This window comes from Trinickia dinghuensis, assembly GCF_003367175.1.
GTDB classification, from domain to species: Bacteria; Pseudomonadota; Gammaproteobacteria; order Burkholderiales; family Burkholderiaceae; genus Trinickia; species Trinickia dinghuensis.
In genome coordinates this window covers 77,852-104,836 of the sequence record NZ_QRGA01000015.1, presented here as the reverse complement: position 1 = coordinate 104,836, position 26,985 = coordinate 77,852, and the positions used below count along the sequence as shown (strand labels likewise).

The window sequence follows — 26,985 nt, the reverse complement described above, 5'->3', positions numbered from 1 at the left end:
AGTCGAAGCAAATGAACATGCCGGTGAAATTGATCGTGTTGGCGGTAATGAGTGCGGCGGCAACCGCTGCATTGGCTCAATCGTCTGGCAACCTGACGATGTCAGGAGCGGACGTCGCGGCCAGCAAGGATGGAACGATTCCGGCCTTCGAAGGGCAGAATGCCCCGGAGGCGGGATGGAGCGTGGGCAAGCCGCGCGGTGAATACTGGAAATACAAGAACGAGAAGCCGCAGTTCTCGATTACCGCGCAGAACGTCGCCAAATATGCCGACAAGCTTTCGCCGGGTGAGCTTGCACTCTTCAAGCAAATCAAGGGCTACCGCATGGATGTCTATCCGACCCATCGCGACTGCGGCTACCCCGAGTGGATTCAGGAGAACACCAAGAAGAACGCAGGCACCGCCAAGCTCGATGCGAGCGGCGATCACTTGCAAAGCGCTGTGCTGCCGGGCCTGCCTTTTCCCGCCGCCAAGACCGGACAGGAAGTCATCTGGAATTACCTGACGCGTTATCGCGGCATCGGCGCGCAGTGGTCCAAGATCAACACGCTTGTCTCGCCGCGGCCGGGCAGTACTGACTGGATCGATGTGACGAGCCACCAGACGTTGTACTTCCCGTGGGGCAAGAAGGGCGCGAATGCGCTGCGCTCCGACGAAGCGCTGTTCTCGATCTACTTCGCCTATGAGTCGCCGGCTGCTTTAGCCGGCCAAGGCTTGGTGCAGTCGTTCAACTTTGCAAACAACGACTCGCCTTCCTACTACTACTTCTCGGGGCAGCGCCGGGTGCGCAGAATGCCCTCGTACGATTACGATGCACCGCAGATCGGCTTCGAAAACCAATACACGGTGGACGAGCCCTGGCTCTTCAACGGGGATATCGATCGATTCGACTGGAAGCTCGATGGGACGAAGGAGATGTACGTCCCCTACAACGACTTCGGCATGTATGACTTCAAAAAGAGCGTGAGCGACGTCTACAAGACGGACGCCGTCGAGCCGTCGTCGCGGCGCTATGAACTGCATCGCGTCTACGTGGTCGAGGCGACGCTGAAGAGCAACATGCGGCACATTTCGCAGAAGAAGGTCCTGTACCTCGACCAAGATACTTATTTGGCGCTGGCGGGCGAGGACTACGACGCGCAGGGCAAGCTCTGGAAGGTCAAGGAAGGCTACCCCATCCCGATTTGGGAGTTGGGCGGAACCTGCGACGTCGAGCCGTTTGCCCAATACAACCTGACATCCGGGCGCTACGTGGCCGACCAAAGCGTGGTGGGGACGGGCGCGGACGTCCACTACTTCGAACAGTCGAACGACCCGCACTTCAGTTCGGATTTCTACACCGCAGAGAATTTGCGCTCCATTAGCGAGCGCTGAGCGCCGGCGCGGGGAAGCACGTGCGTTGTCAAAGACGCACGCCACCGATAAATCGACGAAACGGATCGAACATGAAGAGACCAGGGGCAAGGACATCCATATCGTTAGCAGTACTAAGCATATTGACGGCAAATGCTTACGGCTACGATTTCACGACGGGATTGGGCGATCTGAGCGGCTCATGGGTGACGAACGTGACCGCGGGCGGTGGGATTCGTACGAAGAGCCCGAGCTGCTCGCTGACGGGCGACCCGAACGCGTATGGCTGCGGAAGCGCTGCCAACGTGAACCAGTGGGGCTTCGGCGACGACGGCGATCTGAACTACCGCAAGGGGCAAGCGTTCAGTACCTATGTCAGCGCCACGAGCGAGCTGCTGTTCACGATGCCGAGCGAAGGCTACAAGTTCATGATCCGCGACACGGGCATGTACGACTTTCTGGTCGGCGACACCGCGCGAACGCCGCTGTCGAGTTCCGCGCTCTCTCAGGTCAAGTATCCGGTCCGCCTGCTCGATCTTTGGGGCGAGAAGGACTTTACGCTCGGCCGGGAAAACGCGCACGTGCGTCTCGGCAACCAGGTGATCAACTGGGGCGAGAGTTATTTCGCCACGGGCGGGATCAATGCGACGAACGCTGTCGATATCCAGACGCTGCTGATTCCGGGCACGCAACTGAAGCAAGCGCTGCTGCCTGCGCCGATGCTGAGCTTTGCCTCTGGCATCGGGCACGGATTCAGCACGGAAGGCTATTACCAGTTTCAGTGGAACAGCAATCGCTATCCGCCGGTCGGCACGTACTGGTCCGTTGCCAACAACTTCGGACGAGGCGCGGAGCCTGCCACGGTCAACGCCAACAATTTCAACGTTGGCGGCGTCGATGCGGGAACGATCGCGGGACCGAATAGCGGAAACTCGGCGACCCTCGCGGGAATCCAGCAGGGTTTGGTGAACGGCCAATATGCGGGGCCGCCGTACAACTCCGTCGGGGTACCGGTATCCACGGTGTTGCCCTCCCAGTACAAGCCGCAGTTCGGTCTCAAGCTGAACTACAAGCCGAAGAACCTCGACGTCAACTTCGGTTTCTACTACGAGAACTACACCGACAAGTCGCCGGTGCTCTCGACACTGGCGAACGGCTCGAACCAATGGTCGTACCTCGAGAACCGGCAGTTGTTCGGTGCAAGCGCGAACTTTGCGCTCGGGGACTGGGCGATCGGCACCGAGCTGTCCTATCGTCCGCGCGACGCCGTCGCACTGTCGAGCTGCTTCGGTGCGGGTGGCGCGCTGGATGCGAATACGAACGGCGTCAGCGGGATCGATTGCCAGCAGTGGGCCGATATGAAGAAGCTCCAATACGACATCAACGGCCAACTGAACCTCACGCAGAGCGAGTATCCGTTCCTGAAGCTGATTCATGCGGACATGGCCGTGCTGACGGCTGAACTGACATGGATCTATTACCCGGGCCTCAGTTCGAGCGGTGTGACACGCACGGTCAATGGCCAGACCGTCACGCAGGTAGCGGCCGCCGGCTACTACGCGTGGCTGAACAACGGTTCGAGTCTCGGCTACCCGATCGTCGAGGCTCAAGGAACGTCGAGCTCCGTCGGCGCCACGGTGGATTTCAACTGGACCTACGACGGCACGCTCATTCACGGTTGGCAGGTCACGCCCGGCGTCACATTCAACGACGCGCTCTACGGCTATACGCCGACGTTCTCGGCCAACTACCTGCAAGGTGCGAAGTCGCTGAACTTCTACGTGCTATTCAACCAGAACCCGACGGTATGGCAGGCCGGGATCAATTACACCGCGTTCTTCGGAGGGCATAACACGGTGGGGCAACCTTATGCGGACCGTAACTTCGTCGGCATGTTCGTCACTCGCAACTTCTGAACGGTAGCTGCCAAAAGCGCGGTGCGCGACGGCGCGCCGCCGATCTTCGAAGGGAAATACCCGTGCTAAATCGCTTAGTCCTCCGCCTCGAGAACCTCTTTTTCTCGCATCGCGGCCTTGTCATGGTGGCGATCGCGCTGTTTACAGCTGCGATGGCCTTCTTTGCTGTGCAGTTGAGAATGGAGGCCGGTTTCGAAAAGCAGATGCCGACTCGGCACGAGTACATCCAGACATTCCAGAAATACCGCAAGGATCTGTTTGGCGCGAATCGCATCACGGTGGTGGTGCGAGCCCGGCACGGAAGCATTTGGACACCCGAGGGATTGACACGCTTGTATCAAGTCACGCAGGCGGTCACGTTCTTGCCTAACGTTGATCGGCAAGGTGTCCTTTCGCTGTGGACGCCCAACGCGTTCGTGAACGAGATCACCGAAGACGGTTTCCGCGCGAACCCCGTGATCGACGGCACGATCACGCCGAGCCAGGTGACACCGGCAATTGTCGCGCGGATTCGCCAATCCGCCACCAACGGCGGATATATCGGCACGCTCGTTTCGCACAACGGCGACAGTGCCATGATCACGGCCGAACTGAATGAGCGCGATGCCTCCGGCAAGGTGCTCGACTACGTCCAGTTCAATCATCTGCTCGACGAGAAGATTCGCAAGCCGTTCGAAGACGCCGGCTATGAGGTGCAAATCATCGGGTTTGCGAAACAGATCGGCGATATCGCCGATGGCGCGAAGGCGGTGCTCAGCTTCTGCGCCATCGCGCTGCTGCTGACCGCGCTTGCCGTGTACTGGTACTGCCACTCGGTACGATTCACGGTATTGCCGATCGTTTGCTCCTTGACTTCGCTCGTCTGGCAGTTCGGTACGCTCAGGCTGCTCGGGTTCGGATTGGATCCGCTGGCCGTGCTCGTTCCGTTTCTCGTTTTCGCGATCGGCGTCTCGCATGGGATTCAACAAGTCAACTATATCGTGCGTGAACTGTCGCACGGACACAGCACGATGGAAGCGGCACGGAGCAGCTTTCGCGGCCTGCTGGTGCCGGGCACGCTGGCGCTCATCACCGCATTTGTTTCATTCATCACGCTTTTGCTGATCCCGATTCCGATGGTGCGGGAGCTCGCGATCACGGCGTCGCTCGGGGTGGGCTACAAGATCTTGACGAATCTCGTGATGCTTCCGGTCGCGGCTTCGTTCTTCAATTTCACGAAGGCCTATGCGGACCGTGCGCTCGAGAAGCGGGAGCGGCGATCGGCATGGCTGCGCAAGCTCGCGAGGGTCGCGGAGCCTAGAAACGCTTATTGGGTCGTTGCGCTAACCGGTGTCATTTTCGCGCTCGCCGTGTGGCAGAGCCGGGACCGTGTGATCGGCACACTCCAGCCGGGCGCGCCTGAGTTGCGCGCCGACGCACGGTTCAATCGAGATGCCGTGTCGATCGCCAGCAACTACGACGTCGGCCTCGACTGGCTGACGGTCGTGTTCGAATCCGCGGGTTCGGCCTGCGACAACCCGGCTGTCGGTTTGTTCGAGGATGACTTTGCGTCGACCATGAAGAGCGAACCGGGCGTCGTATCGGTGCAATCCTACCCGGCCATGCTGCGCGACTATAACGAGGGCTACAACGAAGGCAATCCGAAGATGAACGTCGTGCCGATCGATTCGGGCAATTACGGCGGCTTGTCTGCCGAGATCGGGCGCATCAAAGGGTACATGAACAAGGATTGCAGCATGACCGCCGTGCACCTGTTTCTGACCGATCATAAGGCGACCACGCTCAACCGCATTCTCGACGACGTCAAACAGTATCGCGCTTCGCACTTGATGAAGGGCGTCACGATTCGCCTCGCTGCCGGAAACGCCGGCGTCATCGCCGCGACGAACGACGAGGTCGAGAAAAGCGAGCTGCCGATGATGCTGTACGTCTATGCGGCGATTCTGGTTCTCGTATTTCTCGCCTACCGCGATCTGCGCGCGATGGTGGCCTGCTGTGCGCCGCTGACGGTGGCGACATTCATCGGTTATTGGTTCATGAAGGAACTCCAGATCGGCCTGACGGTGGCGACATTGCCCGTCATGGTGCTGGCAGTGGGCATCGGCGTCGACTACGCGTTCTATATCTACAACCGCCTTCAATTGCACATGGCGAACGGGCAACCGATCGTGAAAGCCGTCGAGCACGCGATGCTCGAAGTCGGCATCGCCACGATTTTCACGGCAATCACGCTGGCGATCGGCGTCGCGACATGGAGTTTTTCCGCTCTGAAATTTCAAGCGGACATGGGAAAGCTTCTGGCTTTCATGTTCATCGTGAACCTCGTGATGGCGATGACCGCATTGCCCGCACTTGCCGTCGTTCTAGAGCGGCTCTTTCCTCGGCGTACGCCTGTCCGGGCGCCGGGCCTCCTCAGTCACTGATTCGAAGCCGGCATTCGAAGCAAGCTCAACGAGCCTCTGATCATGAGAAAGAAATTTATCGGAATTGCGATTTCCCTCTGTGTCGGCCTGATCGGCGCGGCACAGGCGAACGATGCGGCAACTGCGGCGATCCCCATCGCCCCCGCGCGCACTTGGAAGGACCCCACGCACCACATGATGCTGGGCGCGGCGCACGCCGGTTCGCGCATCGTTGCCGTTGGCGCGCATGGAATCGTTCTGCTCTCGGACGACGAAGGCAAGACGTACCGGCAGGCCCGCACGGTGCCGGTGTCGTCCACGCTGTCCGACGTCTATTTCGCCGATGCTTCGCACGGTTGGGCCGTTGGCCAATGGGGCGTCATCATCGCCACGGACGATGGAGGCGAGACGTGGAAACTGCAGCGTTCCGACACGTCCACCGACCAGCCGCTCTTTTCGGTGTACTTCTCCGACGCCCACCACGGTTGGGCGGTCGGTCTGTGGTCGCTGATGCTGAGAACGGACGACGGAGGCCAGCACTGGAGCGTGGCTCGACTGTCGCCGCCGCCGGGCCGAAACAAGGCGGACCTCAATTTGTTCAGGATTTTTGCGGACAGAAGCGGGACGCTGTTCGTTGCTGCCGAGCAGGGGTTCGTCCTTCGTTCACGCGATGGCGGCGTCTCATGGGAATACCTGAAAACCGGGGGTAAAGGCAGCCTGTGGGCAGGGACGGTCGCGGCCGACGGCACGCTGTTCGTCGGCGGCTTGCTTGGCCATCTCTATGCGAGCCGGGACGAAGGCGGCACATGGGCGGCTGTGGATACCGGCACGGATAGCTCGATTACCGATCTCGCCACGGCGGGAGACCGCGTGTTCGGCGTCGGTCTAGATGGGTTGACGATCTCGGGCCAGTCAAACGCGCAGCGCTTCGTCGCGAAGCACCGGCAGGATCGTCAGTCCCTGACCGCTGTGGTGTTCTCGCCTACGCACACGGCCGTTTCCTTCTCGCAAGATGGCCTGGTAGGCCGATGAGTTGCCGATTCGTGATCACGATCAATGGGCCGGTTCGATAAAGTCCATTGACGCGCAGGCCCGGTGCGAAGGGCAGGATCGATCGGAGACCGGCTTCAGCGGCTTACATGGGATGACTGAAAATGCATGCGGACGAGACGCCCACTTACTACACGGCGACCAAGAAATACGATTTAAGCTTTCCCTCGCTGGAAGGCGATATCGAAGCGGAGGTCGTCATCATCGGCGGCGGCTTCTCCGGCATTCACACGGCCTTGGAATTGGCTGAAAACGGGTTGACCGATACGGTCGTGCTCGAAGGCCGCCACCTAGGCTACGGCGGCACGGGGCGAAACGGCGGTCAAGTCATGGCCGGAATCGGCCACGATTTGGCCGCGGTCAAGAACGACGTCGGCGAAGAAGGCCTCAAGACGATTTTCGCGTTGAGCGATTTGGGCCCCCAGATCATGCGCGCCCGGATCGAGCGGTACGGCATCGATGCCGATTTCAGAAGCGGCTACGGCTACCTCGCCTACAACGAGCGCCAAGCGAAAACGCTCAGGGATTGGGAGCGGGAATTCAAGTCGCTCGATTCCGGTTACGAGATTCGCTACCTGGAAGGCGCCGAAGTCAAAGCAATCGTGGGTTCCAACGTCTATCACGCGGCATTGCTGCATACCGGCGGCGGACACGTCCACTCGCTCAACCTATTGCTGGGCGAGGCGAAGGCCGTCACGGAAATCTATGGCGCGCGGATCTTCGAATACAGCCCTGCACTCGAAGTCACGTATGGCGAGAGGATCGTCGTCAGGACGGCCAAAGGGAGCGTGAGGGCACGCAAACTCGTTTGGGCGGTGGACGGCTTCAACAACCGTATCGAGCCGGAGTTGCACAAGAGCACGATCAACGTCTATGCGTTCAATTCGGTGACCGAACCGTTGAGCGAAGACTTGATCAAGCGCATCAGCCCGATACGGGGTGCCTATAGCGACATCCGTCCCGTCATCAACTACTACCGCGTGACGAACGACAACCGGTTGATGTTCGGCTCGTCGACGCAGGTTGTCGAACGCATGCCCGTCGATCTCAAGCAATGGAATCGCAAGTTGATGCTCGAGGTGTTTCCGTATCTGCACGACGTCAAGATCGACCTTGCATGGGGCGGGCCGATGGCGACCACGCGGAATTTGTTTCCTCAGCTCGGTTCCTTGCCGGGCAACGCCAACGCATTTTTCGTTCAAGGCTATTGCGGCTTCGGCGTTACGCCGAGCCAGATCATCTGCAAGATTCTCGCGGAAGGGATCCTGGGCGGCTCCGAGCGCTATCGGCTCATGAGTTCGGTGAGTCGCGCCGAGATCGGCGGAAAGGACAAGTATCGAGCGACGCTCGTGAGCTTGGGCAAAGCACTTCATCAGATTTCCGGCTACTGGAATGGGCGCCGTTGAGTCCCGTCCGTTTTCCGATATGAGGACGCCATTGTGAGCATGACACCCATTGATAGAAACACCCGCATCGCCGACCTCGACTCGTGGGGCAGCTTCGAAAAGCTCGGCGCGCAGATTTTCGAGGGCGGCGACGTGCAGGCATTTGGAAAGATGACCCATGGCGCGCCGACCGATGCCGTCAGTTCCGGCTATTTCGGAACGTCGAAGGGCAAGTATCGGCTGGTCTATCCGTTCAGCGAACAGGCGACGCTGCTGCAGGGCGAAGTGAGGATCGTCGACGAATCGACGGGCGCAAGCACGCTCTACAAGAGCGGGGACTCTTGGTTCGTGACGAAAGGCACGCAAACGGTCTGGGAAGTGCTGACCGACAGCTATACGAAGCACTATTTCGCTGTCGCTTGAGCGAGTTCACCGCGCGACGGGGCCGGTAAGATGTCGCCGTAATGTAAACGCAAGAAAAAACCCAATCGTTTGCCGATTTCGGAGTCGTCTTCGCAGGCTGCCGTCGCTATCTTGATGCTCATAGAGACATGCAGATGGCAAGTGGAGAAGACATGCAACGAAAGTGGAGATGGGCCCTGGCAATGGCCTGTGGTGCAACGATTGCGGCGCACGCCGGCGCGGTCGAACAGGCAGAGGATTTGACGGTTGCCAAGGTGCCGCCGTACAACCCGCACCAGATCGACGTGCTGGACGTGAACTTCCCATCGATGACCGATGGAAGAATTCACGTGCTCAGCGGCGACGACGGCAAGTATCTCGGCCAGATCGACGCCGGCTTCGCGGCGGGTTTCGCGATCAGCCCAGATCATAAGACGACCTACGTCGCGACCACCTATTTCTCGCGCGGTTCGCACGGCACGCGTACCGACGTCGTCGAGTCGACCGACAACGCGACGCTCGACATCGCGGGCGAGGTGGTGATTCCCGCCAAACACGCGCAAACCGTGCCGTCGCCGTACAACACGTCGCTGTCGGCCGACGGCAAGTGGCTGTACGTGTCCAACATCACGCCCGCGACGTCGGTCACCGTTGTCGACACGGCTACGCACAAGGTAGCCGGAGAGATCGACACCGACGGCTGCGTGCTGGCCTATCCGACCGGAAACGACCGCTTCACGTCGCTGTGCGAAAGCGGCAAGGCGCTGACGGTCGTGCTCGATGGCAACGGCAAGGAAAAGAGCCGAAAGTTGTCGGACGTTTTCATCGACGTAGACAACGATCCCGCGTTCGTCAACGCGGTCCACAGCGGCGGCGACTACTGGTTTACGACCTTCAACGGTAACGTGCGCCGCGCGAATTTCGCAGGCTCGGCTCCGGTATTCGGCGCATCGTGGCCGCTTGTTTCCGCACCGGAACGCAAGGCCGGCTGGCGCCCGGGCGGACTGCAGCAGACGGCGTTGAACGGTGCCACCCAGCGCCTGTACGTGGCAATGCATCAGGGGACCGAGGGTTCACATAAAGATCCCGCCAGCGAGATCTGGGTCTTCGACATGAAGACTCACAAGCGCGTCGCGCGCTGGAAACTGGCCGATCAGAAAATCGATCCGCTCCTGTCGATCCAAGTTAGCCAGGATGCGCATCCTCTCTTCTACGGGATCACGATCGCCTCCGACGTGGTGATTGCCGATGCGCTTACCGGCAAGGTCGAGCACGTGGTCAAGCAGGTCGGCCATACCGCATCCCTGCTGCTCAATCCTTGAGGGGGCACGCCATGGATTCGATATCCACGATCACGATCGACCCGGTTTTCGCGAACGTCGCGCTTGCCGCTGCCGCGATCGTTGCCCTAATGGGCGCCATCGCCAAGTTCCGTCAACTCGATGCATTCCAGCGGGCGGTTGCGAGTTTTCGGCTGGTGCCGCACGCACTCGTGCTGCCCTTCGCGGTGGCGGTGCCCGTTTGCGAGACGCTCGCCGTGGCCGCACTGCTCGCGCCGCAAACACGTGCGATCGGAGCCGTCGCATTGGGGACGCTGTTCGCGCTGTTCGCATTTGCGCTGGCGGTGAACGTCGCACGTGGCCACACCGATTTCGACTGCGGGTGCTCGGGCTTCGTCGCATCGAGCCACGACGCGCCGCACCGGATCGGCTGGGCACACGTCGGTCGCGCCCTCCTGCTGGTTGCGCTGGTTGCCTGTGCATGCGCGAGGCAGAGCTCGCGCGCCATCGTCTGGTTCGATTTTCTGAGCGTGTTCGGCGGCACGCTGATGGTCGTCTCGGCTCTGGTCGCCCTGGACGTCCTACTCGCTAATCGTCCGAAGCTGAATCACTTGAGGAATTCGTAATGGAACACGCATTGATCATTTCCAATGTCGTGCTGTGGGTGGCGGTTCTCGCACTCGGCGCCATCTCGCTTGCGCTCGCTCGCCAAGTCGGGATTTTGTATGAACGCATGATGCCGGTCGGCGCGCTGATGATCGACAAGGGCCCCGCGGTTGGGACGATCGGGCCCGCGTTCGAACTGAACGCACTGGACGGCAGGCGGGTCAAGGTCGGCGGCATCTCGCCGTCGGGCCGGGGAACGCTCGTCTTTTTCTTGTCGACGACCTGCCCGGTGTGCAAGAAATTGCTGCCGCTGCTGCCGTCGATTCAAGCGCGCGAAGCGGCGACGGACATCGTGCTGGCCAGCGACGGCGACACGACCGAGCATGCGGCGTTCTACAAGAAGCTCGGGCTCTCGCAGTTCCCGTACGTCCTCTCACAAGAGCTGGGACAGGCTTACCAGATCGGCAAGCTGCCGTACGCGATCCTATTCGACGAAGCCGGCACGGTGCGGGCAAAGGGCCTCGTGAATTCGCGCGAACACCTCGAAAGCCTGTTCGAGGCGAAGGATCGCGGCGTGGCTTCGCTGCAGGAGTTCGTGCATTCGGAGAAGCACGCGTGAACGCGTCATCACAACACGGAACGACAGGAAGACAAGCATGAAATGGTTCGATTCTTTCTTCGAGCGGTCGGCACGCGGGGTGGCGCAGCGCAGCTCGCGGCGCAGCGCGATGGCCACGCTCGGCCGCGTGCTGGTAGGTTCCGCGCTGGTGCCGCTGCTGCCGGTGGATCGCACCTATGCGGCCGGGAAGGGGGCTGCGAGCGCGCCTTCGCCGGCGTCGGCGGTATCCGACGATCCCTATAGCTGCGACTACTGGCGCTACTGCGCCATCGACGGATGGCTGTGCAGCTGCTGCGGCGGCACATCGAGCAGCTGCCCGCCGGGCACGTCGCCTTCGCCCATCACGTGGATCGGCACCTGCCGCAATCCGCACGACGGCACCGACTACATCGTGTCGTACAACGACTGCTGCGGCAAGACGTCGTGCGGCCGGTGCTTCTGCAATCGAAACGAGCACGAGAAGCCGCTGTACAAGCTCTCGTTGGACAACGACATCAACTGGTGCATGGCAAGCGGCAACGCCAACTATCACTGCTCCGTATCGGTTTTGCTGGGAGTCGCACAGAAATGAAGCATTCCACCCGAAGTGATCGCGGCCTGACGCGGCATGTCGTTGCCTGGTGCTGGGCAGGTGCGGCGCTGATCGGCGGGCAGGCGCATGCGCAGAACGTCCAGTACGCGCCAGGCAAGGTCATTTTCGACAGCAAGTGCGTGGTGTGCCACCAGGCCGGGGGCAAGGGGCAGGACGGACTGGCGCCGCCGCTGATCGAGTTGCCCGGCCGCTATGCCGCCCATGACGAAGGCCGTCAGCAGTTGACGATGACAGTGCTGAACGGCATGTTCGGTGCCATCACGGTCGACAGCAAAACGTACAACTTCAAGATGCCTAGCTTCAAGGCGATGTCGGACGAGGATCTGGCCGACGTTCTGAACTACGTGGTGTTCGACTTGAACGCGAAGCACGACGGTGCGAAACCGTTCACCGCGGCGGACGTCAAGGCGATGCGTGCATCGCCGATGGACGGCGCGAAGGTGCGGGAGCACCGCGACGTTGCGCTGAAAAGCATCGGATCATGAAACGCTCGCTCGCGTGGCGCGTCGCATTGCTGCTAGCGTGCGGCGCATCCTCCGCGTTGTACGCCGCCGAGCCCGATCGCGGATATGACGCGGCCTCCGCAAAGCAGGCTTGGGTCCTCAATTGCATGGGGTGCCATACCGCGGACGCGCACGGCATTCCCGGCAAGGTGCCGCCGCTGACCGGCGAACTCGGCCACTTCGTGCGGCTCCCGCAAGGTCGTGAATTCGTGATGCGCGTACCGGGCGCATCGAATTCCGCCCTGAGCGATGCGGACCTCGCGAACGTGTTGAATTGGTTGATCGACACGCGCAATACTCAGACGAAACCGGCGAATTTCAAGCCGTATACCGCGGAGGAAATTGCCGCCAAGCGGCGGCCGGCATTGACGCACGTAGCCGAACATCGAGCCGCGCTCGTCGAGCGCTTGCGCAAGGCTGGCGACAACGCGGTCGCTGACGGATACTGATCGCCTACCGAGACTGTCGAGCGCCATGACCATGTCGCATCCTGAGTTGATCGATTTCGGCAAGCCGGAAGTCGCGGTGGCGGCCCATGAGCGCTATCGGCTGTGGGTGGCCATCCTAGTCGGTATCGTCGGGCCCGAAGTTTTCATCGTTCAGCCGGCGGTCGTCGACGGATACGTCAAGTATCTCGGTTTCGGACTCGAGAGCGCGGGCTATGCCGCATCGATCGAAGTGTGGGGCATTGCGCTCAGCACGATCCTGCTGCCGTTCGTTTCGAAGCGAATCGACTGGCGGATGGTCGTCGCGGTTTCCGCGGTGATGATGATGCTCGGCAATGCCGCATCCGCGTTGGTGACCGACAGGGACGTATTCCTGGCGGCCCGGCTGTTGGTCGGCTTCGGCGCGGGCGGCCTGATTTCGATTAGTTTTGCGACGGTGGGCCTGACTCGCGATCCCGATCGCAACTTCGGCTACCTCGTCATGTGGGTGATGATCTATGGCGCGCTCGGGCTGTGGCTCGTGCCGTCCGTATTCGAGTTCGGCGGCTTGAAGCCTATGCTCTGGTTCTTCGCGGCCTTTCCCTTGACCGTGTTGCCTTTCGTCGGATTGCTGCCGCGCGGCGGAGACAGCGTGGAGGCCGAGCAGTCGAACGGGTACGAGCTTCCGCCGCGCATGAAGGCGTGCGCCCTCGCAGCGACGCTGATGTACTTCGTCGCGCTCGGCGGTATTTGGACCTATCTGTTTCTCGTCGGAACCGCGAACGGCTTTTCGGAGCAGAGGGTCGCCGACGGCTTGACGCTGTCCCAGCTCGCCGGCGTGCTGGGCGCTTGGCTGGTCGGCCTGTTCGGCGGGCGGGTCGGGCGTCGATTCACGCTTACCGTCAGCATCCTCGGCGGCGCGTTGTGTTCGCTCTTGCTGATCGGGCATGCGGCGTACGTCCCGTTCGTCGTGGCCGTCTGTGGCTACAATTTCTTCTGGAATGTCGCGCAACCCGCGCTTTTATCTTCGATGGCCGCATTCGACCGGCGAGGGCAGATGGTGCTGGCCGCCACCGCGATGCAGATGGTCGGCCTCGCGCTAGGCCCCGCGCTGGCAGCGTACATCGTGACGAACGGGGACTACACGCGCGTGATCGGAATCGGCGTCGCTCTGTTCGTGGTGAGTTGGTGGGCCATTCACTTGGCGGTTCGGAAACACGCGGCGCTGCTGCACAGCGATGCAGGACGGGTTTAGGCGCTTTATCCGATGTTCCACGCGCTGCCTGCGGCGGGCTTAGTCGGGCCCGGTCGGCTCAGTGAGGTCGGTTGTCCGAAGGCGCGGCGTCGAACAGTTTCCGGTAGTCCTGCGTGAAGTGGCCTGAATGAAAGAAGCCCCAATGCTGAGCGGCATCGCGCACGGTCAGCTCCGAGGGATGCGACGTGCGGAGCATCTGCCGGACGAAATTGAGGCGCACCGCGCGCATATACTCGATCGGAGATTTGTTCGTCACGAGGCGGAAGCTGTTTTGCACCGTACGGCGGCTGATGCGCAGCGCTTCCGAGATCTGTTGGACCGTCACCGGTTCCTGCGGATGCTCGACGAGCATCCGGTGCACGCGCGCCACGATGTCGCTGTGCGACATCCACGTTATATCGGCGTCCCGATCGTCACGTGCGCCGTCGAGCATCAAGTCCAGCAGCTCGACGAGCTGCGTCGAGACACATCGCTCCGCGAGGGCCGGGTCGGCGAGTTCGATCCAGGCACGCGCCTCGTCGACGAACCTGTGCCAGAAGCCGAGGATGTGTTGGCGCGTGTCGGATGCGACCGGCAAGGTCGCCGCATGTGTCGTTGTCAGCGTGCGTACGCGCTCTGCCAGCCGAGGATTGCCGTCGAGCTGCGACTGGCTGATCGCGATGCCGAGCAGTTCGGCCCCGCTCGGAAAGTGCATGAAAAAATCGCAATTCGACCGGCCGAAGATGACCGAATCTTTCTGCACCGACTGACCGGAAAAGGTGACGGGCTCCTGTGCATCGAGCACGATGCCGAACGCGACCGTGTCCCTCGGCGTGCTGCCGCGTTGCACGATCCGGCGGTTCACCGACTCATGGAACAGATGGATGTCGTCGGTATTGATCTGCTGCAACGTGCTGCGAAAGCAACCGGAATCGAGCTGGAAGTATTGCTGATCCCAGCCCGCGAGTAGCGCCGCGTGTTCGCCGGCGTCACTGAAAATCCGATCGTCGAGTCGCAGCATAAGACGGTGCAGTGTCGATGGGCCGAAAAGACAATATCGTCTGATAGTTAAGGGGTTTGCGTAACACGCGACACGCGATGAAACGCACGGCTGAAATATATCAGGCTGTCGCCGTCATGGCGAACCTTGATCGCCGACGCTTCGACGAACATCACCGAATGCGAGCCGACATCCTTCAGTTCGACGATCGTGCCTTGCAGGCTCACGAGCGCATCGCGAAGTACCGGCACACCGTGCGCGCCGTCGGCCCATCCCGGCAGCGCGAAGCGGCGCTCCATGGAAAGTTCGGTTTGCCCCGAGAAATGCCGGGCCAACAATTCGTGTTCCGCGGGCAGCACGTTGATGCAGACATGCCGGTTGTTTTCGAACACCGCATGCATCGCGCTCGACCGGTTGATGCAGACGAGCAATGTCGGCGGCGCATCGGTCACAGAGCAGACGGCGCTGGCGGTGATGCCGCAGCGGCCGCTCGGGCCCGCCGTCGTGATCACGTTGACGGCGGCGCCGAGATGCGCCATGGCTTGCCGGAAATCCTTTTGCGTGTCGGACAAGACGGCGACAGGCGAGTGGGCTGTATCTGACATGTGCGTTCCTGAGGTGCTGTGAGGCTTTATGGCAGGAGCGTGGCAGGACCCGTCACGAGGGGTCCTGTACTCCGATGACTCCAGCGTACGTCACGCGGTGTTTTAAAAACATCCGCATGATTGATGCGTGTTGTGGCGTTGCCGCCAATGCCGATAAAGGTTTCACCTATGCGAGCGGCTGCCCCGCAAGGGCTCAGCGCATGTAGAGGCCGCCGTTGATGTCCCAGCACGCGCCATTTGCGAAGTGAGCGTCGCCGGAGGCGAGCAGCACCGCGGCGTCCGCGACGAATTGCGCCGAGCCGAGCCGGCCGCCGGGCAGGCTGGCGAGGACCTGCTTCAGCTTCTCGGGCGCGACGCTCTCGTAGACGATCGGCAAGTCGAGCGGGCCGGGGGAAATCGCGTTGACGGTGACGCCGGACGCGGCGAGGTCCCGCGCGAACACTTTGGTCAGTGTCAGGGTGCCCCCCTTGGCGGCGGCATAGTGCGCACCTGTGGCGGAGCCGCCGTTCTGTCCCGCGAGCGAGGCGACGTTGACGATGCGGCCCGCGCCGCGCGCCGCGAAATACTGCCCGAACACCTGACAGCCGAATAGGACGCTGCGTAGGTTGACGTCGATCACTTGGTCGAACTGTTCGGCCGTGATTTCCATGACCGGTACGACCTTCGATGCGCCGGCGTTGTTGACGAGCGCATCGACTTTTCCCCATTGAGTGACAAGTGCGTCTCGCGCGGCGGCAAAATCGACTTTGGATGTGACGTCGAGTTTTAGGCCGGTCGCGCGGGCACCGGTCGGATCGAGGTCATGTGCGTGAGCGCGCACGGCTTCCTCAGCGATGTCGGCGAGCGCGACGCGATAGCCGGCGGCAAAGAATTTTTCGGCGACGACGGCGCCGAGCCCGCGCGCGGCGCCGGTGATAAGTACGACTCGATCGGACATGATCGTGGTTCCGTCGGTGAGTGTGCGTTGTTGCGCACGGAGTTGCGTCAAGCGGCGAATGCCGCCTCGAAATGCGCGGCGATCGCGCAGACGTGTTCGTCGGCTCCTTTGCGGCCGACGATCTGCAAGCCGGCCTTGAGCGGCGAGCCGGCCAGCGGCATCGGCATGCTCAGCGCGGGATGGCCGCTTAGGTTGAACGGCCGGATCAACGACGACATGGCAATCACCGATACGCCGCTGCGAGCTTCTTCCAATGTGATCGGCAACGCGGGCAATGTCGGCAGCACGAGGACGTCGGCATCGGCCAGCGCGCGGTCGATCTGCTCGGTGAAGCAGCGGCGCACGGATTCGGCATGTGCAAGTGCCGCGGGCGTTGTCGCCGCCGCTGCGCGCAGCCTCGCGTCGAGATCGGCGCCAAGCTTGCCGGTTTCGACGAGATGGCCGAATGCGGCGAACGTTTCCGCGTTGATGATCGATATGCCGGCATCGAATGCGGCACCGAGTGTGTCGAGGACGACGCCGTGCGATCGGCATTCGGCGCGTGCGGTTGCGGCATCGAGTGCAGCGAGGATCGACGGATCGGCGTTGACGGCGACGCGCGCGACCGTGCATTCCCGCAACGGCCGCAGCGCTCGCACCCGATCGAATCCGGGCGCAATGGCCGCCATCACCGCGGCCATCGTGCCCATGTCGCGTGTGAATGGGCCGACGCAATCGAGCGTCGTGTCGGCCGGCGCGACACCGCTCCGCGAGACGCGGTCGAAGGTCGGTTTCAAGCCAAGCACACCGCAGCATGCGGCGGGACCGCGAATCGAGCCGCCCGTGTCCGTGCCGAGCGCTGCATCCACCTGACCCAGCCCGACCAGCGACGCCGAGCCGCTCGAGGAGCCGCCTGGAATGCGCGCCGCATCCTGTGGATTGATCGGCGTGCCCGTGTAATCGTTGATGCCGGTCATGCCGAATGCGAGTTCGTGCATGTTCGCCTTGCCCGCGATCTGCCAGCCGGCATCGAGCAGTTGCCGGACGACGTCGGCATGGCGGGTGGCGGGCGGTGCATCGGCAAGCGCTCGGCTCGCCGCGCGGGTCGGATAGCCGGCGATGTCGATCGTATCCTTGATGGCGATCGTCGGACCGGGACCGCCCAGCGTGAAAGTGTCGATGAATCCGGTCATGGTGCGATGCCGCGTGAACGCGGCGCGGTTGACTCAGGGTTGAGGGGCGGCGGCGAGCGGCCACGGGCCGTTCAGGAGCCGCTCGGTACGGAAATGACGGATCAGCCAGCCAGTGCCGTTGGGGCTCGGCGAGAAATCGACGGTCAGTCGCGCGGCGATCAGCTCCGCACTGCCGTCGGCATAGCGCGAGGCCTGCAACATGATCCAGCGGCCGCATGCCGTCTTCTCGTCCGCGACGATCGATTCCGACGTCAGGAAATGCGCGTTGACCGCAAAATGCGGCGACGGCGGCAGGTAGCGCTGAAGCATCTCGACGATCGCGCCGGGCCCGACTAGCCGGCCGAATTTCTGCGCGTATTGCGGGCCGATGCCTTCCCACACGGCATCGTCGGTGAACAGGCCCGCGAGCGGTGCGCCAACGCCCGCATCCTCGGGGACGTCGCACAGCGCCATGTAGCGGGCCATCGTCGCGCGAACCGCGCGTTCCGCTTCGAGGGCCGCGAGGCGCGAGGCGAGCGCGTCGATCGAGATCGGAGATTGCATTGCCGGCGGCTTCACGGCGGCGCCTTACTGCGCGGGCCGCGCGATGGGCGGCACGGTCAGGGCGCGGCCGACCCGGGCCTCGATCTTGCCGTATCGCCACAGGTTGTATTCGCCGACGGGCGTCGTACGGTACAGATTGCAGACCGCGACGGTGGTGTCGTAATCGGCGACATCGGCCATGATGTAGAAGGTCCAGGGGGCGCTGCTGGACTGACCCACGACCAGGCGATCGTCGTCCATCACGCCGAGCACGCGCACCCCGGGCATGGCTTCGACGGCCGCGAGCATCGCGGCATACGCCTGCCAGACTTCGCCGATTTTCTCGCGCGGCAGATCGAAGAAGTTTTGCGTCACGCCGCAGCAGAACAGCACGCGCAGCGGCAGCGATTGGGAATCGGACATGGTAGGGGGCTCCTTTGGATTGTCGGTAATGAATGTGTTCAAAGTTCGCGGATCACCGCTCACAGATAGCCGGGGAAGGGTGCGAGGCCCGTGAACACCGAGCCGGCGCCGTCGAAGTTGCCTTCGCCGAGAAACGCGTGCTGCGTCACGACCATCGCGTCGCGCAGCAAGCGCTGCAGCGGATGCGTGCGATAGATGGCCGGCGTGCCGCCGAGACGATAGGCGCGTTCGACGACGCTCGCGCCCTCGCGCGCGATTTGGGTCGCGGCCAGACGCAGCAGGCTCACGTGCTCGGATGTGACGGCGTCGCCCGCGAGAATCGTGCGCCACATGCTATCGGTTGCGTCGTAGAAGAACGCGCGAGCGGAGCGCAGCTGTGCCTCGGCCTTCGCCAGTTCGATGCGGAAGTAGGCGCGATCGGCAAGGCGCGGGGCGCCGGTGGTGGTTTGGCGTCCGCCGGACATGCGATTGACGACGTCGAGCGCGGCGCGGGCTAGACCCAGGTTGACGACGGCGAGTACTTGCGCGGCGTAGGCGACGGTGGGGTAGCGGTACAGCGGTTCGTCGACGGTCGGCTGTCCGCCGCGCACGAAGGTCCACGCTTCCGGGACGAACTGATCCGCGACGCGCAAGTCGTGGCTGCCCGTGCCCTGCATCCCGACCACGTTCCAGTTCTCGACGATCTCGACTTGCTCGGGGCGGAACACCGCGGTGCGCGGTTTGTTCGGTGCCTCGTCTTGAGCGCCGGGAGTCGTGATCCCTACGCCGAGCCAATCGGCACCCTTGCAGCCGCTGGCGAACTTCCAGGTGCCGTTCACGCGCCAGCCGCCTGGTGCGGGTTGCGCCGGCTGCACGGGAAACAGGCCGCCCGCGAAGACCTGGTCAGGTCCGCTTTCGTACAGCATGGCTTGCGTCTCGAGCGGGAGCGCGGCGAGATAGACATTGGCGGAGCCGAAACTCGCGACCCAGGCGGCCGAACCGTCGGCCGTGGCGAGGCGCTCGATCATCGCAAGGAACTCGGTGGGGGCGAGCGCATTGCCGCCGAATCGGCGCGGCGTGCCGGCGCGATAGATGCCGGCTTTCTTGAACAGATCGACGACGTCGCGCGGAACGTGGGACAGTCGATCGAATTCATCCCGCCGTGCAGTCACGATCTCGATGAGGTCGTCCAGCGGCATTTCCGGTTCATACGAGTCTGCGGAGCCTGCGGCGCCCTGCGACGATTGGGACGGGTGAAGGGCATAAGCGGTATTCGGCATGGCAAGCTCCTGATCGGCTTGGAAGTGTCGTGCGCACGTCTCGTTCAACACGCGCGCTGGGTGGTGCGGCACATGGGGTCAATCATTTCGAGCCAGTGTAGAAACGATGGACATGTGCATCAATTGGTGCGATGGACTGTCGCACGGGTGACATCCCCGGCCTCGCTAAAGAAATCCTTAGGCCGGCCAAAAACGGCTGCTCACGCAGCACGCAGCACGCAACATCAACGTCCCAGCGCTTTCGCGGTCTTTCCGCCGAGACCGAAATCGGTATTGGGAATGTCCTTGATCACGACGCGCGTCGCTTGCAATGGCGCCTCGAGGACCTGTGCGCTCGCTTCCGACAACGCAGCGATCAGCGCGCGCTTTTGATCTTCGGTGCGGCCGGCGATGAGGATGGCGACGATCACCGGCAACGACGGCGGCGCGCCGTCGGCCGCGCTGCGGCCGCCGAGGCCGATATGCGCCGGCGGCAGTTCGGACAATAGAATTCGCACGGATTCGGCAGGCGCGCCGATCGATTCGACCGTCGCGAGCGTCAACCGGCGGATCAATTCAGCCTTGCTGGCTTCGACGTGTCCCGCCGGCAGAAAAACTTCGAGTGTGGGCATGGGGTTCGCAGGCAGTAGCGAGCGGCTCGGCACGGGTCCGCCGCCGCTTGCGCGAGTGCGGACCCATCGGCGCTCAGAGCAGGAAGCCGATTGCGCTCAGCGCTTCGGTCGAATCGATCAAGCGGACGACCTTGGCGGCGATGCGAATGTCGCCTTCGGTGTCGATGCGCAGCTGGTGCGTCACGTCGGCGGCGAACAACGTGGTGGCGCCGCGCTTGTACGCGGCCACTACCTGCGCCGATTTCAATTCGAGCGTCTCCGTCGAGCCGCTCTCGCGTGTGAAGCGCGACATGGTACGCACCGTTCGAGCCGCATCGGACGCCGATGCGGAATAGCCGGACAGCATCCGCTGCACGCGTTTCTCGCGCATGTCCCGGTCGTCGTACACGTAATTGAGCGTCGCGGAAAAGTCGGTTGCCGTCGGATCGATCGGCACCACATAGACGCCCGTGGGGTCCCATAGGTCGAGCCACGCGCGATAGTCGCGGCGGTCGAGCATTTCCGCCTCGCGCCAGACGAATTCGACCGCGCGTGCGAAGGTTTCTTGCGAGTAGAGTGCGTTGCGATCGTCCATCATGCCTGCTCCATCATCTTGCGCCACTGTTGATACGCTTCGCGCATGCCGGTTTCGTCGGTCGCGTGCGCGGTCTTTTCGCCGTTGGGGGCGGTCGCTTCGCGGTTCAATCCGCGATTGACCAGAATCGGCACGTCCGGTCCGGCGTACGCGCCACGCTGCACGCGTTCCCATGCTTCGGCGTCGTCGGGGCTGCCGAAGCCGAACGGGCCTTGGAAGTGCTCGTGAATGCGCAGCCGCACGCGGTTCGCTTCGTCGGGGCCGCCGTCCATCCCGAGCGCAACGTGGCGGATCTCGGTCTCGTGCGCGGAGATGGGCCGCAGGACGCGGAAGAACGCCATTGACAGCGCGAGGTTCGGGAACAGATTCAGGTTGAAGCCGACGCCCATCAAGGAACGTACGATGCGGCGCACTTCTTCCGGCGAGTGGCGTTCGGCGAGCGTCGCGGCGAGCGGTTGAAAGCGATCGGGCAGCGGCGCGCCGTCATCCTGGTCGAGATCGACGAGTTCCGGCACGAGCACCGCGAGGCTATGACCGTTGCCGAGCGAACGGCAGAAGGCGGCGTCGCTGGTCATGAAGCTCGTAATGACGGCGGCGGTTTCGTCGTCGATCGATTTCATCCAGGACTTGTGCACGACCGGAAAGTGATAGAGGTCGGTCGTGTTCTCGAGCTGGATCTTCCAGTTGCCCTTGAACTTGAACTTGTGCTCGCCGTTCGCTTTGATCGGATAGCCGGCGCCCTGCTTCATGAACAGATCGATCCACGGCTTCGCGCCGCCGAGGAAATCTTCGAGCGGTTCGATTTCCTGGTTGAAGCTCGCGAAGATGAGGCCTTGATAGACGCCGGCGCGCAGCTTCACGAGCGGCAGGTCGGCCTTGTCGCAGACGCCTTCGTAACCGTCGCCGTAGGGCAGCGCGCGCAGCGTGCCGTCGAGTGCGTACGACCAGCTGTGGTAGGGGCAGGTGAAGCCTTTGGCGTTGCCTTTGTGCTCCTCGCAGACCGTTGCGCCGCGGTGGCGGCAGCGATTCTGCAGCACATTGATCGCGCCGGTTTTGTCGCGCACGACGATCACCGGCTGGCGGCCGATCGTCGCCGTCACGAAATCGCCCGGGTTCGGCAGCTCGCTTTCGTGCGCGACCCAGATCCAGGTGCGGTAGAAGATCCGGTCGAGCTCGGCTTCGAACAGCGCGGGATCGTGATACATCGCGGGGGCGATGCGATCGGCTTGCGCCAGACCGCTCAACGCGCTCGTATCGATGGTTTGGTAGGAGGTATCGCTCATCGTCGTCGTGGGGAAAGAATCGCGAGGCATCGCGAGGCATCGCGAGGTCTTGGTTGGGCTGCATGCGGCGTCACACCGGCACGACAAGTCTCACGTCCCTAGGTATATCCGTCAAATTAATCTAAAATTGGTCGTTAAATAAGTGAGGCAAATAATATGGGTGCGCCATGACGTCCATCGATCACGTCGATCTCAATCTGCTGCGCGTGTTTCACGCAATCGTCGAAGAACGCAGCCTGACCAAAGCCGGTGAGCGGCTCGCGCTCACGCAGCCTGCCGTCAGCTACGCGCTCGGGCGCCTGCGGACGCTGTTCGACGATCAGTTGTTCATTCGCACGCGTGCCGGCATGCAGCCGACGCCGGTCGCGCTCGAGCTTGCCGGCATCGTCGGCCAGGCGCTTGCGATGGTGCGCGAAGCCCTGCGCTACGCCGAGACGTTCGACCCCGCCGTCAGCACGCGCACGTTCCGGCTATCGTTGTCCGATGCGGGCGAGATGGCGTATTTGCCCGCGATCTGCAAGGCATTGCGCGAGCGGGCGCCGCGCGCGACGCTGAGCGTGCGGCCGATGCCCGTTGAAGAAATCGAGGAGGCAATGCGCTCGAGCCGCCTCGATTTCGCGATCGGCAATCTGCCCGAGCTGATGCCGCGGACGCGCCATCAGGTGTTGTTCGAGGAAACGTACGTCTGCATGACGGCACGCCGCCGCGGGTTGCCGAAAACGCCGGGCTTGAGTCTGGACGAGTTCGTGCGGGCCGCGCACGTGCAGGTGAAATCGGTCGAGCACAGTCATCACGCGCTCGACGACGCGCTCAGAGCGAAAGGAGTGGGCCGCAACATCGCGCTCGAAGTCCCGCATTTCGTCGCGCTGCCGGGTGTGCTGTCGGCGACGGATCTATTCGCGACGTTGCCGAAGCGGCTGGCGCGCATTCTCAATCGTGACAACGGGTTTTGTTTGTACGAACTGCCGGTGCGAGTGCCGGCCGCGCCCGTCACGATGCACTGGCACGAGCACTTCCACGAAGATCAAGGTATCGCGTGGATGCGGGCGCTGCTTGCCGAGATCGTGCAGCACTTCGAGCAGATGTAATGCCGTGCTCGTTGGAGCGGCCGGCGGCCGCCCCATGCGCCGCAATCAAAGATCGAGGACGAGTACCGGCGAGTTGGCCCGCGACACGCAGCAGCAAATGACCGTGTTGCTGGCTCGCTCGGCCTTGCTCAAGCAGTGGTCGCGATGGTCGGGCTCGCCTTCGATGACGGGAATCATGCAGGTGCCGCACACGCCTTCGCCGCACGAGGTGTCGATTTCGACACCGGCGCGGGCGAGGGCGTCGACGATCGACACGTCGCGATCGACGCGGACCGTTTGCCCGCTGCGCTGCAAGCGCACCTCGAACTCGCCCGCTTTCTCTGCCGTGTCCGGTTGCAGGGGTTCGGCGGCAAAGCGTTCGAGATGGATCGATGCCTCCGGCAGGCGCTTGCCCGCTGCGTCGACGACCCGATCCATGAACGGCCCTGGACCGCACGTGTAAACGTGCGCGCCGGCATCGAGCGTCGCAACGCAGCGATCGAGTTCGGCAGGGAGATCGTTAGGCTCGATACCGAAATGAAACGTCACGCGCGAGGCGAACGGCTCCGCCGACAGTGCCGAGGCGAACGCGGCATGACCGAGGTCGCGGGCGAAATAATGCAGCCTGTAGCTGGCGCCCCGCTTATCGAGCGCATGGGCCATCGAAAGCAGCGGGGTGATGCCGATGCCGGCGGCAATCAGCACGTGCTCGCCGGCATCGGCGGCGAGCCGGAACAGATTCCGAGGCGCGCCGATCCATAACTCGGTGCCCACTCGTACGTCGTCATGCAGCGAGCGCGAACCTCCGCGCGATTGCGGCTCCTTCTTCACCGCGAACAGATAACTCCGATGCGCGTCGGGATCGCCACACAGCGAGTATTGCCGCGTAATGCCCGACGGGGCCGTGACATCGACGTGTGCGCCCGGTTCGTACGCATCGAGCGGCTGACCGTCGACCCGCGAGACCTGGAAACAGCGGATGTCCTGCGCTGCGTCGATCAACGCATCGATCCGAACCTTGTGACGATTCGCTTGCATGGCAAATTCCGTGATGAATTCAATCAATAGCCGACCGGCGTGGCTTGAACAGCCAGCCCGGAGTGAAGGATAGGGGTGGGCATCACATAAATCAAATCGATTAAAAATAGGTGATGAAATCAGTGTGGCTGATGTTACGGTGAGGCCTCGAACATGGCCTCACAGCCGGCGCCCTCCAGGAGAGAGGGCGCCGGCGCGAAGCGCGAGGCGGGGGGAGTCATCGCAAACGCTTCGGTGTGGCGGACGGCGCGTATCCGTAGCGCTGGACATATGCCTTGGTGAAATGCCCGAAGCTGTAGATCCCGTTCGCGATGAACGCGTCGCTGACGCTGCGGGCATCGCCGCGTTGCAGCGTGCCGTGCACGGCCTCCAGGCGGCGATCGCGTATGTAGGCGACCGGTGTCGTGAGCATGAACTCACGGAAGCCGTTCTGAAGCGTTCGCGGCGACACCCCAACCGCTTTCGCGAGCGTGGCGAGCACCAGCGGTTCGGCGAGGTGAGCATCGATATAGTCGCGTGCGCGGCGAACGTGAATGGGAAGCGGCGGCGGCGTGCCGCGCGCGAGCGCGTCGCTGTAGGTGTGCGGCATGTGCGTCAACAGTAAGGCCGTAATCCATTCCGTCAGATCGGGACGAAGCGAAGCATGGCTTTCACCGAATGCCGGATCGGCGGCGATGCGGCACAAGTATTCGAAGGTCGACAACACGAGCGCGGCGCCCGTGCGTTGAGCGCTCGCCGCCAGTTCGAAGCGCAGTGGCTGTCTCAATGTCGCCTGCAGCATGTCCTGAAGCTTTTGCTCGAGCACAAAGCGATCGAGCCGCAGCACAAGATTGCGGCAATCCGAGGTGGTCAGTAGGCGGCCCGAGGGTGTCGGCGACGAAACGGTTAGCTCCCCCGATTTGGCTCGCGTCACAGTGGGGCCGGTCTGCAATTCGCAGGCGCCGGCGAGCGTCAGACGAAACAGGAATTGATCGACGTTTTCTCCAAAGTCGATCCGCGTTTCTTGGCCGTAACAGAGTTCGACCAGCGTTGCCCGATGCAGCGGCACCGCGTAAAGCTCCGCGCGAATCGGCCCGCGGCCGCGTACGTCCATCCGGTGCGGCCCGAGCCAAAGCAGGACTTCTCGCTCAATGTCTTCATGGAGGCGAGCCGACGCGAGGCGATTCGGTGCGGTACGGGACAGGATGTTATCCATGTTATCGCCTCGATTCGGAAACTCGGCACGTGCCGGTTACGAAGACGAGACGCATCCGTCTTATCCGGTCGCATCGATTGCATTTCCGTTGCGCGAATCGGAGCGGCATTGCGCGATCTGAAGCGACGCCACGCGCTATGGCACGTAATCTCGGCATGAACAACCCTAGCTGGAGACAACGATGAAGGTGTGCGTATTGGGCGGCGGTCACGGGTGCTATGCAGCCGCAATCGATTTGCTGGAGAAAGGGCACGACGTCACGTGGTGGCGTCGCGATGCCGGACAGCATGCGCGGCTGAGCGAACAGGGCGCATTGACCGTCAAGGATTTCCGCGGAACGCGAAGCATTTTTGTCGGCGACATGGAGGGTGGGATCCGCCTGAGCGGAGATCTTTACGCTGCCGTTCACGACGCGCGCCTCATCGTGATTCCGCTGCCCGCGATCGCGCACGAAGCGCTCGCCGCGCAGCTCGCACCGCTGCTCGAAAATGGTCAAGTCGTGTTTTTGCCGCCGGGTACATTCGGAAGCTATGTCTTCGCGCGTGCCGCGGCCGATTGCGGCAATCGGGCGGACGTTGCATTCGCCGAGACGGGTACGTTGCCGTACCTGGTGCGCAAGCACGGCGAACGCGATGTCGTGATCAGCGCCTACGCCACGCGTCTGCCTACGGGCGTGTTCCCGGCGAGAGCGGCCGATTGGGCGTTCAAGATTCTGACGGCAGCTTACCCGTCCATCGAGCCGATCGAGGATGCACTGTCCGGCGCGCTGATGAATGCGGGGCCTATCATCCATCCGCCGCTCATCCTCATGAATGCCGGGCCGCTCGAGCATTTCGATTCCTGGGATATCCATAACGAGGGCACTCAGCCGGCGATACGCCGCGTCACCAGCGCGCTCGATGCCGAACGCGTCGCGGTCCGTGAAGCGCTTGGGTATGGTTCGCCGCATTTTCCGCTCGCGGACCATTACGCCGCCGAGGGCGACGAATGGATGTACGGCCGCGGTGCGCACGGCAAGCTGACGGACAGCGGCGATTGGCGAGAAACGATCGATCTGAAGACTCATCGCTACATGCTGGAAGACACCCGGCTCGGGCTGTCGTTCATCGTGTCGTGCGGACGTTGGGCCGGCGCGCGAACGCCCGTTGCCCAAGGACTACTGAGCATCGCCAGCGCCGTGTCTCAGCGCGACCTGTATGCCGAGGGCCGTACGCTGGAGCGGCTGGGTCTTGCCACGTTGCCGAGAAACGCGATGAGCGCGTTGCTCGCCGAAGGGTGTGTTCCATAATGACCGCGGAAATCACAGCCTAAGTCATAGAAAGCGGAACGCATATCGGCGTGAATGGCTTGACGGATGTGACTCATACCTACTTGCCTAAAGGTTTTACCTAGTCGATTCGAGCCGTGCGCGAATAAGCCCGCGGCGGCGGGTCGATTAGGTGTAAATGGGGTTTTCAGCAAGATACCGGCTCGCTATGATGTTTTGCATCTTTGCGCCGGCGCGCGATGTGCGATGCGCGACGCTGAATGGGA

General features: G+C 62.6%; 27 protein-coding genes. 15 read left to right on the top strand and 12 right to left on the bottom strand.

The window, feature by feature from the left end:
• Window positions 1-11 precede the first annotated feature (11 nt).
• The 13 genes from DWV00_RS24335 (at window position 12) to DWV00_RS24275 (ending at window position 13,787) form a co-directional block, all read left to right on the top strand.
• Window positions 12-1,373, top strand: a complete 1,362-nt coding sequence (locus tag DWV00_RS24335; protein ID WP_342767005.1) for a DUF1329 domain-containing protein — start codon at window positions 12-14, stop codon at window positions 1,371-1,373.
• Between the two features lie 71 nt (window positions 1,374-1,444).
• Window positions 1,445-3,268 (top strand): DUF1302 domain-containing protein, encoded by a 1,824-nt coding sequence (locus DWV00_RS24330; protein ID WP_115536174.1) that lies wholly within the window; start codon window positions 1,445-1,447, stop codon window positions 3,266-3,268.
• A gap of 62 nt (window positions 3,269-3,330) precedes the next feature.
• A complete protein-coding gene (locus DWV00_RS24325; protein ID WP_115536173.1) occupies window positions 3,331-5,691 on the top strand; it encodes an efflux RND transporter permease subunit in 2,361 nt (786 codons plus the stop codon).
• Window positions 5,692-5,733: 42 nt separating this feature from the next.
• Window positions 5,734-6,702: a WD40/YVTN/BNR-like repeat-containing protein gene (locus tag DWV00_RS24320; protein ID WP_115536172.1), complete on the top strand. Its 969-nt coding sequence runs from the start codon at window positions 5,734-5,736 to the stop codon at window positions 6,700-6,702.
• Window positions 6,703-6,824: 122 nt separating this feature from the next.
• Entirely contained in the window at window positions 6,825-8,126 is a 1,302-nt protein-coding gene (locus tag DWV00_RS24315) for an NAD(P)/FAD-dependent oxidoreductase (RefSeq protein ID WP_115536171.1), read from the top strand.
• Between the two features lie 39 nt (window positions 8,127-8,165).
• Window positions 8,166-8,528 (top strand): cupin domain-containing protein, encoded by a 363-nt coding sequence (locus DWV00_RS24310; RefSeq protein ID WP_245965012.1) that lies wholly within the window; start codon window positions 8,166-8,168, stop codon window positions 8,526-8,528.
• A 152-nt stretch (window positions 8,529-8,680) separates the two neighbouring features.
• Window positions 8,681-9,829, top strand: a complete 1,149-nt coding sequence (locus tag DWV00_RS24305; RefSeq protein ID WP_115536297.1) for an amine dehydrogenase large subunit — start codon at window positions 8,681-8,683, stop codon at window positions 9,827-9,829.
• 29 nt (window positions 9,830-9,858) lie between these two features.
• A complete protein-coding gene (locus DWV00_RS24300) occupies window positions 9,859-10,413 on the top strand; it encodes a MauE/DoxX family redox-associated membrane protein (RefSeq protein ID WP_115536296.1) in 555 nt (184 codons plus the stop codon).
• A complete protein-coding gene (gene mauD, locus DWV00_RS24295; RefSeq protein ID WP_115536169.1) occupies window positions 10,413-11,012 on the top strand; it encodes a methylamine dehydrogenase accessory protein MauD in 600 nt (199 codons plus the stop codon). The genes DWV00_RS24300 and mauD overlap by 1 nt, the downstream gene beginning before the upstream one ends.
• Before the next feature lie 37 nt (window positions 11,013-11,049).
• Window positions 11,050-11,583, top strand: a complete 534-nt coding sequence (locus tag DWV00_RS24290) for a methylamine dehydrogenase light chain (RefSeq protein ID WP_115536168.1) — start codon at window positions 11,050-11,052, stop codon at window positions 11,581-11,583.
• On the top strand, window positions 11,580-12,089 hold the full coding sequence (locus tag DWV00_RS24285; RefSeq protein ID WP_115536167.1) for a c-type cytochrome: 510 nt from the start codon (window positions 11,580-11,582) through the stop codon (window positions 12,087-12,089). The genes DWV00_RS24290 and DWV00_RS24285 overlap by 4 nt, the downstream gene beginning before the upstream one ends.
• Entirely contained in the window at window positions 12,086-12,556 is a 471-nt protein-coding gene (locus tag DWV00_RS24280) for a c-type cytochrome (RefSeq protein ID WP_115536166.1), read from the top strand. The genes DWV00_RS24285 and DWV00_RS24280 overlap by 4 nt, the downstream gene beginning before the upstream one ends.
• Before the next feature lie 25 nt (window positions 12,557-12,581).
• Window positions 12,582-13,787, top strand: coding sequence for an MFS transporter (locus tag DWV00_RS24275; RefSeq protein WP_115536165.1), 1,206 nt, complete (start codon window positions 12,582-12,584; stop codon window positions 13,785-13,787).
• A gap of 58 nt (window positions 13,788-13,845) precedes the next feature.
• Here DWV00_RS24275 and DWV00_RS24270 read toward each other — a convergent pair whose 3' ends face one another.
• The 10 genes from DWV00_RS24270 to DWV00_RS24225 all read right to left on the bottom strand — a co-directional run bounded on the left by DWV00_RS24270 (window position 13,846) and on the right by DWV00_RS24225 (window position 22,152).
• The gene (locus tag DWV00_RS24270) at window positions 13,846-14,787 is read right to left on the bottom strand and encodes a helix-turn-helix domain-containing protein (protein ID WP_115536164.1); all 942 of its coding nucleotides are present in this window, start codon (window positions 14,785-14,787) and stop codon (window positions 13,846-13,848) included.
• A 47-nt stretch (window positions 14,788-14,834) separates the two neighbouring features.
• Window positions 14,835-15,371 (bottom strand): 4-hydroxyphenylacetate 3-monooxygenase, reductase component, encoded by a 537-nt coding sequence (hpaC, locus tag DWV00_RS24265; protein ID WP_115536163.1) that lies wholly within the window; start codon window positions 15,369-15,371, stop codon window positions 14,835-14,837.
• Window positions 15,372-15,564: 193 nt separating this feature from the next.
• A complete protein-coding gene (locus DWV00_RS24260) occupies window positions 15,565-16,308 on the bottom strand; it encodes an SDR family NAD(P)-dependent oxidoreductase (RefSeq protein WP_115536295.1) in 744 nt (247 codons plus the stop codon).
• Window positions 16,309-16,355: 47 nt separating this feature from the next.
• On the bottom strand, window positions 16,356-17,480 hold the full coding sequence (locus DWV00_RS24255) for an amidase (RefSeq protein WP_115536162.1): 1,125 nt from the start codon (window positions 17,478-17,480) through the stop codon (window positions 16,356-16,358).
• 33 nt (window positions 17,481-17,513) lie between these two features.
• A complete protein-coding gene (locus tag DWV00_RS24250; protein ID WP_115536294.1) occupies window positions 17,514-18,023 on the bottom strand; it encodes a nuclear transport factor 2 family protein in 510 nt (169 codons plus the stop codon).
• Between the two features lie 24 nt (window positions 18,024-18,047).
• Window positions 18,048-18,425: a hypothetical protein gene (locus tag DWV00_RS24245; RefSeq protein ID WP_115536161.1), complete on the bottom strand. Its 378-nt coding sequence runs from the start codon at window positions 18,423-18,425 to the stop codon at window positions 18,048-18,050.
• Window positions 18,426-18,484: 59 nt separating this feature from the next.
• Window positions 18,485-19,684, bottom strand: coding sequence for an acyl-CoA dehydrogenase family protein (locus DWV00_RS24240; RefSeq protein WP_115536293.1), 1,200 nt, complete (start codon window positions 19,682-19,684; stop codon window positions 18,485-18,487).
• Between the two features lie 224 nt (window positions 19,685-19,908).
• Complete coding sequence (locus tag DWV00_RS24235) at window positions 19,909-20,295, bottom strand: tautomerase family protein (RefSeq protein WP_115536160.1); 387 nt, start codon at window positions 20,293-20,295, stop codon at window positions 19,909-19,911.
• 73 nt (window positions 20,296-20,368) lie between these two features.
• A complete protein-coding gene (locus tag DWV00_RS24230) occupies window positions 20,369-20,872 on the bottom strand; it encodes an aromatic-ring-hydroxylating dioxygenase subunit beta (protein ID WP_115536159.1) in 504 nt (167 codons plus the stop codon).
• Window positions 20,869-22,152, bottom strand: a complete 1,284-nt coding sequence (locus DWV00_RS24225) for an aromatic ring-hydroxylating oxygenase subunit alpha (protein ID WP_115536292.1) — start codon at window positions 22,150-22,152, stop codon at window positions 20,869-20,871. The genes DWV00_RS24230 and DWV00_RS24225 overlap by 4 nt, the downstream gene beginning before the upstream one ends.
• Window positions 22,153-22,319: 167 nt before the next feature.
• Between DWV00_RS24225 and DWV00_RS24220 the strand changes: the two genes are divergently transcribed.
• Window positions 22,320-23,240: a LysR family transcriptional regulator gene (locus DWV00_RS24220; protein ID WP_115536158.1), complete on the top strand. Its 921-nt coding sequence runs from the start codon at window positions 22,320-22,322 to the stop codon at window positions 23,238-23,240.
• A gap of 45 nt (window positions 23,241-23,285) precedes the next feature.
• On the opposite strand, the gene DWV00_RS24215 is transcribed toward DWV00_RS24220, so the two are convergent.
• On the bottom strand, window positions 23,286-24,257 hold the full coding sequence (locus DWV00_RS24215) for a PDR/VanB family oxidoreductase (RefSeq protein WP_115536291.1): 972 nt from the start codon (window positions 24,255-24,257) through the stop codon (window positions 23,286-23,288).
• 217 nt (window positions 24,258-24,474) lie between these two features.
• Window positions 24,475-25,452, bottom strand: coding sequence for an AraC family transcriptional regulator (locus DWV00_RS24210; RefSeq protein WP_115536157.1), 978 nt, complete (start codon window positions 25,450-25,452; stop codon window positions 24,475-24,477).
• A 181-nt stretch (window positions 25,453-25,633) separates the two neighbouring features.
• Between DWV00_RS24210 and DWV00_RS24205 the strand changes: the two genes are divergently transcribed.
• Complete coding sequence (locus DWV00_RS24205) at window positions 25,634-26,740, top strand: NAD/NADP-dependent octopine/nopaline dehydrogenase family protein (protein WP_115536156.1); 1,107 nt, start codon at window positions 25,634-25,636, stop codon at window positions 26,738-26,740.
• Window positions 26,741-26,985 lie beyond the last annotated feature (245 nt).